The organism is Bradyrhizobium sp. 33ap4 (assembly GCF_032654765.1).
Classification (GTDB): domain Bacteria; phylum Pseudomonadota; class Alphaproteobacteria; order Rhizobiales; family Xanthobacteraceae; genus Bradyrhizobium; species Bradyrhizobium australafricanum.
The window spans coordinates 1-10,377 of record NZ_JAUMTJ010000117.1 but is presented as its reverse complement, the minus strand read 5'-3'; the positions used below and the strand labels follow the sequence as shown (position 1 = coordinate 10,377).

At 58.0% G+C, this 10,377-nt stretch carries 10 protein-coding genes and 1 pseudogene; 8 read left to right on the top strand and 3 right to left on the bottom strand.

The genetic code is table 11. The annotated features are described in order from the left end of the window. The 3 genes from Q2M23_RS42525 (at nt 1) to Q2M23_RS42515 (ending at nt 3,438) form a co-directional block, all read left to right on the top strand. Complete coding sequence (locus Q2M23_RS42525) at nt 1–165, top strand: TOBE domain-containing protein (protein WP_316399344.1); 165 nt, start codon at nt 1–3, stop codon at nt 163–165. Between the two features lie 85 nt (nt 166–250). Next, nucleotides 251–1,318 carry an ABC transporter substrate-binding protein gene (locus Q2M23_RS42520; protein WP_316399342.1) on the top strand — a complete coding sequence of 356 codons (1,068 nt, stop codon included), beginning with the start codon at nt 251–253 and terminating at the stop codon, nt 1,316–1,318. A gap of 239 nt (nt 1,319–1,557) precedes the next feature. Then, nucleotides 1,558–3,438, top strand: coding sequence for an MBL fold metallo-hydrolase (locus Q2M23_RS42515; RefSeq protein WP_316399341.1), 1,881 nt, complete (start codon nt 1,558–1,560; stop codon nt 3,436–3,438). Here the strand turns inward: Q2M23_RS42515 and Q2M23_RS44355 are convergent. Continuing rightward, a pseudogene (locus Q2M23_RS44355) lies at nt 3,434–3,786 on the bottom strand (TrlF family ATPase); the annotation flags it as partial. The gene Q2M23_RS42515 and the pseudogene Q2M23_RS44355 overlap by 5 nt on opposite strands. 249 nt (nt 3,787–4,035) lie before the next feature. Further along, the gene (locus tag Q2M23_RS42510) at nt 4,036–4,416 is read right to left on the bottom strand and encodes an NAD(P)-dependent oxidoreductase (protein WP_316399343.1); all 381 of its coding nucleotides are present in this window, start codon (nt 4,414–4,416) and stop codon (nt 4,036–4,038) included. Nucleotides 4,417–5,487: 1,071 nt separating this feature from the next. Between Q2M23_RS42510 and tnpA the strand changes: the two genes are divergently transcribed. From tnpA to tnpC, 3 genes are all read left to right on the top strand, one after another. Further along, on the top strand, nt 5,488–5,889 hold the full coding sequence (tnpA, locus tag Q2M23_RS44350; protein ID WP_176937312.1) for an IS66-like element accessory protein TnpA: 402 nt from the start codon (nt 5,488–5,490) through the stop codon (nt 5,887–5,889). Beyond that, nucleotides 5,886–6,236, top strand: a complete 351-nt coding sequence (gene tnpB / locus Q2M23_RS42500; protein ID WP_229180212.1) for an IS66 family insertion sequence element accessory protein TnpB — start codon at nt 5,886–5,888, stop codon at nt 6,234–6,236. Before tnpA ends, tnpB begins: the two co-directional genes overlap by 4 nt. Before the next feature lie 99 nt (nt 6,237–6,335). Continuing rightward, a complete protein-coding gene (gene tnpC / locus Q2M23_RS42495; RefSeq protein WP_316399340.1) occupies nt 6,336–7,919 on the top strand; it encodes an IS66 family transposase in 1,584 nt (527 codons plus the stop codon). Here the strand turns inward: tnpC and Q2M23_RS42490 are convergent, their stop codons facing one another. Next, the gene (locus Q2M23_RS42490) at nt 7,920–8,357 is read right to left on the bottom strand and encodes a hypothetical protein (protein WP_092090658.1); all 438 of its coding nucleotides are present in this window, start codon (nt 8,355–8,357) and stop codon (nt 7,920–7,922) included. It abuts the gene before it with no gap. Nucleotides 8,358–8,925: 568 nt separating this feature from the next. Here Q2M23_RS42490 and Q2M23_RS42485 point away from each other — a divergent pair. Together Q2M23_RS42485 and Q2M23_RS42480 are read left to right on the top strand one after the other, a co-directional pair. Next, complete coding sequence (locus tag Q2M23_RS42485) at nt 8,926–9,618, top strand: SDR family NAD(P)-dependent oxidoreductase (protein WP_316399339.1); 693 nt, start codon at nt 8,926–8,928, stop codon at nt 9,616–9,618. 350 nt (nt 9,619–9,968) lie between these two features. Further along, entirely contained in the window at nt 9,969–10,277 is a 309-nt protein-coding gene (locus Q2M23_RS42480) for an alpha/beta hydrolase (protein WP_316399337.1), read from the top strand. Nucleotides 10,278–10,377: the final 100 nt, after the last annotated feature.

Below are 10,377 nucleotides of genomic sequence, written 5' to 3'. Positions count from 1 at the left end.
GTGATCTATCTGGGCGACCACGTGCGTACCCGCGTCTCGGTGTGCGGCCATGATGATTTCGTGATCAAGCTGCCGAATTCGGAGGGCGTGGTGCAGCTCGAGCCCGGGGCGACGACCACCATCGGCTGGAAAACGGAGGATTGTCAGGCGCTCGATGCATCGTGACGAGCTGGACTTCGCGCGAGCAAAGTAGGCTGGGTTTTGATAACGCCGCCCCATCCGGGGAAGCATAGCAGGGAGAGAGTAGACAATGACAAAGCCATTAATGATTGCGAGCGCCCTTGCCGTGATCGGCCTGGTCGCAGTGACGCTTGCGTCGACGAAGCCGGCCTTTGCAGACGATCAGCTCACGGTCGTCTCCACTGGAGGGGCCTGGCAAGCGAACCTGCGCAAGGCCGTTCTCGAGCCTTTCTCGAAGGCGACCGGAATCAAGGTTATCGAAGACGAGTTCAACGGCGAGCTCGCCAAAATCCGCGCCATGGTCCAGTCCAAGACTGTAAGCTGGGATGTTTTCGATATCGACACCGGAATGGCCACCCAACTGTGCACCGAGGGCGTCCTTGAGACGATCGACTGGAACAAGCTGGGCCTCGACCGCAGCAAATTCATAGGCGCTGACAGCTATGAATGCGGGGTACCGTTCATCGTCACTGCCGCGGTCATCGCTTATGACAAGGACAAGCTACCGAACGGTCCGAAGAGCATCGCCGACCTGTTCGATACGGAGAAATTCCCTGGCAAGCGCGGACTGCCAAAGACGACCCTTAGGGCAGTTTTCGAATGGGCGCTGATCGCCGACGGCGTGCCAACCAAGGATGTCTACAAGGTGCTCAACACGCCCGAGGGCGTCGACCGAGCCTTCAAGAAACTAGACACGATCAAGAAGGACGTCGTCTGGTGGCAGTCCAACTCCCAGGCGCTGCAGCTTTTGGCCGATGGCCAGGTCGTCATGACATACGCCCCCAGCAACCGCGTCTACGACGCCGTCAAGAACTCCGGAAAGCACTTCGGGATCGTGTGGGATGCCCAGCAGCGCGGCTCAGGTATCTGGGCGATTCCCAAGGGCAGCCCGCATCTGGACGCCGCCTACAAGTTCCTCGCCTTCGCTGGTTCGCCACGGGTTCAGGCCGACCTGACGCAGCAGGTGGCCCTCGGACCTACTAACAAGGACGCGATCGCGTTGGTCGATCCGGCGATGCTGCCCCACCTTCCGACTGCGCCAGACAACGCGGGCAACGTTCTGGTGTATGACGCGGTCTTCTGGGCTGAGAAGGGCGACGAACTGCGACAGCGCTTTACCACCTGGCTGGCGAAGTAAAAACAAGGAACGGCGGGGAGAGCTTCCGTTCCCCTCCCGACTCGAATGCACGAACGAACGAGAGCGATCGATGATTCCAATCGCTGTCTTCAGGTATTTCCAAGGTTACAATTCTAAATCTAAAGATCCAGCCAAGCGACCTGGTGCACTTACGCCGACCGCGGAGTTTAAGCGCGACATGGCCCCTGCAAGGTCGAGCAGTGCAGACTGGGTCGAGTGCACGAAAAAAAGGAACTGAAATGGCCTTGGTCCAGCGCTCCGAAAACCTTTGGGAGTTTCGGGATACTTGTAATGTTTACGTCCTGACGAGTGGTGAGGAGTGCCTGCTGATCGATACGGGATCCGGCGCTGTTATGCAGCATCTTGCCGCGATCGGTACTGATCGAGTCGATTGGGTTCTACATACGCATCATCATAGGGATCAATGCTGGGGAACGCGTATTGTTCAGAATGCCGGCGCAAAAATTGCCGTGCCGGAATACGAACGTCACCTGTTCGACAATGTCGAGGCTCATTGGCAGGCTCGAGGTATCTTTGACAACTACAACGATAGCAACACGTTCTTCTCGCTAGGGGAAAACATTCCTGTCGATGCTATTCTTGAAGACTACGGTACATTTGTCTGGAAAGAGTACGAATTCCGTATCCTGCCGGCGAAAGGGCATACATACGGCATGATATGCCTGATAGTGGAAGTGGACGGCAAGAAGGTTGCCTTTACCGGCGATTTGATGACTAGCGGCGGAAAGCTCTACCAACTTCATGCCATGGAGTATTCCTATGGTGATCTCGTTGGCATTGAATTTACAATGCAATCGATCCTTGCTTTAAAGAAGCAGGACGTCGAAATTGCCTATCCATCGCATGGGGCGCCGATCCGTGAGGTCAAGGCGGATATTGGAAAGCTTGAATCGAGGCTCGAGAGACTCGCTAGTATAGGTAGGCTTCTTACATCGGGCCGGAGTACCGGCTTCAAGGATTGGGAGACTATTCGCGAGAGCAGACTGCAGCCGATTACGGAGCATCTGCTGTGGGCCGGACCATACACCTGCTCAAATTTCTACATTGTGCTGAGTGGAAGCGGTCACGCATTGCTGATCGATTACGGATTGGCCTCGGTAGGGCATCTCCATTTCGGCAACGATCACGACGGCCTCCAAGCCCTTCGTTTCATCGAGCATCATATCGATCAACTGCGCCAGGAATATGGAGTGCAGGACATCGAACTTGTCATTCCCACACACATTCACAACGACCATGTCTGCGGAATACCGTTCCTTCAGCAGCATTTCGGTACCCACTGTTGGGCTCTCGACTGTATTGCGGCGGTCATTTCCGATCCTGCTGCATGGGCGAGTACACCCTGCTGTTTCCACAAACCGATCAACGTGCAACGGATTCTGAGTGATGGTGAGGCATTTCATTGGAGAGGAGTTGACTTCGAGGTTCATCATGCCCCGGGTCAAACCGAATACCACGCGATTATCTTGGGTCATATCGACGGGAAGAGAATTGTCTTTGGAGGGGACAATGTGTTTCTCTTCAACCCTCAGGCGGGAGGGATTGAGCACGAGATCCCGATTCAAACTACAATCATGCGCAACAGCTTTCAGCTGGAGATGCATCGCCGCTGCGCGACCGTGATGCGGGCGACGAAGCCCGATCTCATATGCCCCGGACATGGAGAGCTCATTACATGGGATCAGTCGAGGATCACCGAGTACACGGGCTACATCGAACGTAAAGAGGCAGCCTTTCGCGACGTCGTCGCTGAACCTGCAAACCATTTCATCGATTTATTCTGGGCGCGAATGCTGCCATATCTTTCGGAAGTTAGCCCGAACAGCGAGGTCCCATACATCGTCAGGATTCGCAACAACTTGAGGCGCGCAGCAATGTTCAGCGCGCGCCTCTTACCGGCATTCGGTTGGAACTCTCATGCAAGTACTAAAAGTATCACCCTTCAGCCGGGGGAACAAGGCGACATAATGCTTCGCGCAACTGCGCCGTCTCAGATCGATCCGTGGCGAAGGCTCATCACCGCCGAGATTTTCATCGACGGTGTCTCGCTGGGCCCTATCTGTGAAGCTCTAGTCTCAACTTCTATGAGGCCGATTTGAAAAGGAAGCGGTCAAACTTCACGGAAGTCCGACGGAGGTTGTTTGGGACGTGCGAATAAATGACCGCGCGCAGCTCTTTTTCGAACTCGTCGGTCGTCCGCAATACGTGATCATTGTAGACGGCTTCGAACCGATCCTGAGGTATGTACCGAACAAGTTCGACCCGTTCCAGCGATGATCATCAGCAAGGCTCATGACGCACGGATCGCCAGCGACCCAGCAGAGTTGAACTGGCGAGCCGGCTCACCCGCTTTCCCGCGGAATCGATCCCGCTTCAGACCTGAAATGGGTATTTTGTTGCGAGTTTCCCAACAACGCCACGATATCCGGGAGAGCACTCTTGGCGCTCACTCTGCGTGTACGCATCCACGTAGGCCGCAGCTGGATGGGATTATTCGGCGGTCGTCATGACGTTTCTGAGGGAACGAACTCCCCATCATCAACCGCTGGAGGTTATCCGCGAAGATTTCAAAGATGTTTCGCGGGTTCGTTGCAGGTCCCGCAATATGCGGCGTCAAGATCACGTTGGGCGTTGTCCATAGCGAAGATCCCCCGCCAGGGGCTCCCTTTCGAATACGTCAAGTATCGCGCCCGCGATCATTTGAACTCGAGTTCTTCGATCAAGTGTTTTTTCACCACGAGGTTGCCGCGCGCGATATTCACCAAGTAGGCGTTTCGACGCATTTTCTGGAATCGCGCTTTGTCGAGAAGCCCAACAGTGCCTGCGTCGCAGGAACCGCCAAGATGACACAATCGCATCGCGGTATCGTCGAGGTCGGACGCGCCAAACATTTGGTCGATGCCATCGATTGAAACAGACACATCCCTCTTCAAGCCAACTAAAGTCATTCCGGTAGATTTCGTGCGACGCGCAATCGCTGTGCCGATAGAGCCAAGTCCCACGATTCCAGCCGTCATTTCGCACAGGGGCGTTACGAGGTGTCCCGTCCACTCTCGATGTTGTTGCTGCTTAAGCAGACGGGGAAAGTCCTAGTGAAGCATGGTCAGGCCCGCCAAGACGTAGTCAGCGATGAGCTCTCGTTGGTGGATCCCGCGCGCGTTCGTTATGATGAGGTCCCCAACCTTATCTCTTACAGCCACCACCTGCTCAACACCGGCACCTGTGCTTTGAAACCAGCGTAGCTTCTTATCTTTGGGAAGGTCGGCGACCGGGAAATTCGAGTGCCGCCAAAACGTCCACTTGTGGGAGAAGTTGGCTAACAGCCTCACGATCGTGCGCTACCCGTACCGTCGGGAGCTTTGCCTCGGTCATCCCGAAGTTTGTCAGCCATAGGCTATGGATTAGGACAGTTAACAACACGCTCGCGGTCGCGGATTTTGTCATTTTGGGTGAGGTCCCCATTTGAAAGCGTTGGCGTCGCGGTCTAAGCGCGTCTGGGCGATGGATCGGAGGCCAAGGTGTAGATCCTTGCCAAGAGCTACGCCAGTTCGATGTGCGAGGTCGCCAACCGCTATGCATGCGCGACAACGAGAGGCCGAGCCGCCGTCGGTGCGGAGATCTCGGCGCTCGTGCCGGCGGGGTAGCAGTCGACGGCGACGCCGCCATCGGCATCATCGAGCTAAGGATCACGCCCTGAGGCCAATACGCGGATGGCCGTACTTCCGAGCTACGTGGGCCATCGGCGTGATCCCGCGCAGCGGCAGTTGCGGGGTCGCTCGATTTCGACCAGGCGCTCGCTGGCATGGCGTCATTGCGCGCCACGCCCATGCACAGGCGAGGTCGGTGCGCGCCCATTTTTTTAAGCTGGTCTACCTCACTGCCGCGCGGACGAACGTCGCTTGCACTGTTTCGCACTACGGCGACGGCATCGAGGAGTGCCTTTACGAAGCCAACCTATTGATTGTCCGATGGTGTTCATTTCGCCCATGACGACCAAATGTTTCCGCTTGAAGCGTGAGAACGTGAGCGTCATGCAGAGACCACACGCTGAGGGTTGATCTGGTCGGCTAGGAAGATCTCGCGGAATGGTTTGTCGCGAGGTCACAATGTCCAAGGATAGTCGTAAGGATAGCGATAAGGATAGGCATATGCCTATCCTCGAACACGGCGCCGACACGCTGCAGCGTGTCGAGATCATCACCGGGACGGGCCGGCGTCGGCGCTGGTCGACCGATGCAAAGGCGACGATTGTCGCGGAGAGTTTTGCGCCGGGTGCAAGCGTGTCGGCGGTGGCGCGGCGACACGACATCAGTCCAAGCCTGTTGTTTCTCTGGCGTCGCCAGAGCACGCCGGCGCAGGTCGCGGAGCACGGGGACAGAGGCATGCCACCTGGCTTTGTCCCGGTCGCGATCACCAGCTGTGGCGGCCAGAGGGAGGAGCCGGCGACGATCGAGATTGAGGTCGGCGCGGTTCGTATCCGTGTCAGAGGGACAGTCGACCGGCAGGTACTGTGTGAGGTGCTGGCGGCGGTCGGGACGGTTGGTCGATGATCGGGCTTCGAGCTGGGTTGTCGATCTGGATTGCGACGCAGCCGGTCGATTTCCGCCGCGGCATGGACTCGCTGGCGATGCTGGTGAGCGAGGCCTTTGGAGCCAATCCGTTCGACGGCGGACTTTATGTCTTCCGCTCCAAGCGCCGAGATCGCGTGAAGATCCTGACCTGGGATGGAAGCGGCCTTGTCCTTTACTACAAAAGAATCGAGGGGCAGTTCACCTGGCCGCCGATCAAGGAAGGCGTCATGTCGCTATCTCATGCTCAGCTCTCGGTCCTGCTCGATGGCTCGGACTGGAAGCATGTGCCGATGCGAGCTGTGGATCAGCCGGTACGAGCAGGTTGATCATTATCAAGAGGCGTTCGTCACTCATGCAGAGTTGTTGTAGAATCACTCTGCATGAGTGATTTGCCTTCCGATCCAGCATTGCTCCGACAAACTGTGATGGCGCTTTCGTCACGGCTTGCGGCGTTGTCGGAGGAATGCAGCACGCTGGCGACCGCGCGTGATGCAGCGATCGCCCAACGCGACGCTGCGATCCAGGAGAACGACAAGCTCCTGATGATCCTGTCCCAGTACAAGCGCACGATCTTCGGTCCGCGCTCCGAGACACTGGATATCGGACAGCTATCTCTCTTCAGCATCAGGGCACAGGCGGCTCATGCCGCCGCCAACGACGACGTGACCGGAGGCAGGCTGCCTGACGGAGCGGAGGGCCGTGGAAAGCGACCGGCACGACGCAACCGGGGGAAGCTTCCGGAGCATTTGCCGCGCATCGATGTCGTGATCGATATCGAGGGCCACATCTGCCCCTGCTGCGGCGAGCAGCTGCACAAGATCGGGGAGACCGTCAAGGAAGCCTTCGACATCATTCCGATGCAGTACCGGGTCAAGCGCACCGTGCGTCCGCGGTACGGCTGCCGGGGCTGCCGCCAGGGTGTGGTACAGGCACCCGCGCCGGCCCAGGCGATCGACGGTGGAATGGTGACGGAAGCCTTGCTTGCCCACGTCGCGGTCATGAAATACGGCTACCAGCTGCCGCTGTATCGCCAGGAACAGATGTTTGCCGCCCAAGGCATCACGCTCGACCGGCAAACGCTAGCCTCGTGGATGAGCCGCGTCGCCTGGTGGCTGAAGCCGCTTCACACGCTGTTGCGCCACTCGGTGATGTCCTACCCGCGGCTGTTTGCCGACGAGACGCCGCTGCCAGTTCTCGATCCCGGCCGTGGCAGAACCAAAGTCTGCCAGTTCTGGGCGATCGCCACCGATGACCGCCCATGGGGCGGCCCGGCGCCGCCAGCGGTGGTCTACGTGTTCGCCGAGGATCGCAAGGCGATCCGCGCCAAGCAGCTGTTTAGAGATTATAACGGCATCCTGCAGGTTGACGGTTACGCCGCTTACAAGGGGCTGATCAAGAACGGCGGCCGTCTGGTACAACTAGCGTTCTGCTTCGCGCATGCGCGGCGGAAGTTCTGGGACGTCCACGTCGGGACGAAATCGCCGATTGCCGCGGAAGCGCTGCAGCGGATCGCGATGTTTTACGCCGTTGAGGATCGCATTCGCGGTTTGCCGGCGACGCGGCGAGCTGCGGTGCGACAATCCGACATCAGACCGCTGATCGAGGACTTCAAGCCCTGGCTCGAGGCGCGGCTGTTGGAAGTCTCGAAGAAGTCCGGTTTGGGCAAAGCCATCCGCTACACCCTCAACCATTGGGACGGCCTGACGCGCTTTATCGATGACGGACGCATTGAAATAGACAACAATACGGTCGAGCGCAGCATCAAGCCGATAGGGCTTGGAAAGAAGAACTATTTGTTCGCGGGCAGCGAAGGCGGCGCCGAGACATGGGCCATTCTCGCGTCGCTCATCAACTCGGCAAAGCTACAAGATATCGACCCACGGCACTATCTGACCGACGTTCTCGAGCGCATCGCCTCTGGACGCACCAAGATCAATCAGCTGCACACGCTGCTGCCGTGGAATTGGAAAGCCGAGCGCGATGGTTCGGAAGCAAAGCTCGCCGCCTGATCAGTTCGACGGCAGAGCGTCTGGAACTTCCTGCGCGTCGCTGGTGTCGTCATAAATCTCTTCGCGGATCACGCGCAGCGTCACCTCGTGCAGATAGACTTGCAGCGCCCGCTCCAGCTCGGTGAACTCCGGCAACAGGATCTTGTCGACGAAGCCCCGCGACGCGCGGACCATCACCGTGTTGCGTCGCTGGCGGCGATAACGAAACGGCCGCAGCCCATACCGGCGGCAAAGCGCCAGAAACAGATGCCGCGACCACTGGTCGGGAAGTGAGAATTGCTGTTCGATCGGTGGATCGTGGCGGGCGAGTTCCTCGACTCGGGCCCGCACCCGCCGCAGCGCCGCTTCCGCCGCAAGGCGCTCACCAGCAGTTCCGGCACCCACGAACAACGCCTCGATCTTCCGAAGCTTCTCGCGCAGCTGCGACTCGCCGGTCATTCTGATCCCCCGTTGCCCGCTCCGAACCGAGATCACCCCATCACCGCGCAACGGCAGCGTCAATCATCCCAACCGCGCTATCCAGAGCATTCCGCGCAAGTCAAGCCCGGGCACCGGTGATCCCTTCGTGACGCTCACGTGAGAACGGATCGCGGTTGGCCTGCGCTGGCCCGACGCCGAATTCGACGTCCATCCCGGTTGCGATCACGCAATTTGGCACCCGCGCTCGCCTGCGTCACAACCCTGTCGTTTCTGCGGGCGACCCCCGGCGCATTTGTGCATTAGAAAGCCACTGTCGCCGGTATCCCACCGAACAAGAGTTAATTGCGCAGAAAGTCGATGCATCGGCTGCGCTATTCGCGGAGAGTCGTCCACCTATTTCCGCTACCGTATTGGGATGGGCATTGAGAGCCGCAAAAGTCGAAATGTTACTGGTACAGCCAAATGAGCAATCCTCTTCCAATAAGGTCCGCACAACCAGTATAGCTAGGTTCTTAAACGGGGGTCCATGGAAGATTGCGGATAGCGAACTCATGGATTGCCCACAGTGAACACGGGGAGACAACACTTGCTTCAAGCTGCGGGTCGGGTCGTTATGGTTTCCGGTGCATCGCGCGGCATTGGCCGGGCCGTCGTCGAGCGGCTGGTTTCTTCAGGATTCACAGTGTCGGGTGGTTTGCGCGATCCATCTGGTCTACCCGAATCCGAGCAGGTTATAGCGTGCTTTTACGACGCGGAGCAGGCAGGCTCCGCTGAGGCATGGGTCGAGAGGACGCTCAAGCACTTCGGGCGCATAGACGCCGTCGTTAACGCGGCCGGGATAGATCTGAAAGTCCGCGCAATCGATGATAACGAAGACGAACTCGACCGCATGTGGCGCGTCAACGTCAAGGGACCCCTCCGGGTTGTGCGTGCGGCTTACCCCCATCTGGCAGCCACGGGACACGGGCGCGTCGTGAACTTGGGGTCTCTCTCCGGGAAGCGTGTCCTCTCGAACGTCGGCTATGCGATGAGCAAATTCGCCGTCGTCGCGCTAACACATGGTATCCGCCGGGAAGGACGCGACCTGGGTATCCGAGCAACTGTTGTCTGTCCGGGCTCTGTCGCGACGGACATGACGGCGGGGGTGACCGGGATCGGACGTCACGAGATGGTACAACCGGAGGATCTTGCGGTTCTGGTTGAGACCCTCATCCAGTTGCCTAATAACGCGTCCGTTTCAGAGCTTCTGGTTCACTGTCAATTCGAACCGATGCTTTAGCGGCGTGCTCAAAAGGCTACAATGATTCGACCTCAAGGAAGCGCAGCTTGTTCACGTGGTTAACTCTATCTTTGGCTGTTTCCCACGCGGCTCAATGAGAGCGGTCGCCTCATCGACTGGGCGGCGACAGCAAAACAAGTTGCACGTCCAGCGCCCAGGGGCCGAAAATACGACGAGCAGCAATCGAACTCACCGCATGGGCGTGCCTCAAAAGGCCTGTGATCGGAAGAAGCAATACCAAGCTGGAGATATATCTGAGCTAACGGCCACGAGATTCTTGCCGGTGTTTACCGGCCAAAAGGTAATGGTGCACAACCCGTCATCGTTTACATTCATGCGGGGCTTTATTTATGGGGCGCCGCCAACTGAGAACCGAACACCACATCCAAGGGCGGGTACTCTCCTTCGCGGAGGACAATGGTTATGCCCTTGTTTCGATCGACTATCGTCTAGCGCCTGAAATGAAACCGCCCGGTATCGCCAGCGATATTGAAGCAGCGTTTGCTTGGTTGGCCAACGATGGCGCCAAACGCTTCAACCTCAATACCGATCAGATGGTCGTCGGTGGCGATTCTGCGGGAGGGTATTTGACCTTGCTGACTGGGTATCGTGCCAAACCTAAAACCGAAAGCCCTCATCGCGCTGTACGGTTACGGTGAGTTGCATGCCGATTGGTACGCTAAGCCTAGTGGCTCGTCACAGTGATTTTGACGGTTTGATACCGAGCCAGCTTAGGATCGGCAAGTTCTCTGGCGGCAC

Coding starts and splice junctions, on each gene's coding strand:
- Q2M23_RS42520 (WP_316399342.1), top strand. CDS start 251: ATGACAAAGCCATTAATGATTGCGAGCGCCCTTGCCGTGATCGGCCTG.
- Q2M23_RS42515 (WP_316399341.1), top strand. CDS start 1,558: ATGGCCTTGGTCCAGCGCTCCGAAAACCTTTGGGAGTTTCGGGATACT.
- tnpA (WP_176937312.1), top strand. CDS start 5,488: ATGCCTATCCTCGAACACGGCGCCGACACGCTGCAGCGTGTCGAGATC.
- tnpB (WP_229180212.1), top strand. CDS start 5,886: ATGATCGGGCTTCGAGCTGGGTTGTCGATCTGGATTGCGACGCAGCCG.
- tnpC (WP_316399340.1), top strand. CDS start 6,336: ATGGCGCTTTCGTCACGGCTTGCGGCGTTGTCGGAGGAATGCAGCACG.
- Q2M23_RS42490 (WP_092090658.1), bottom strand. CDS start 8,357: ATGACCGGCGAGTCGCAGCTGCGCGAGAAGCTTCGGAAGATCGAGGCG.
- Q2M23_RS42480 (WP_316399337.1), top strand. CDS start 9,969: ATGGGGCGCCGCCAACTGAGAACCGAACACCACATCCAAGGGCGGGTA.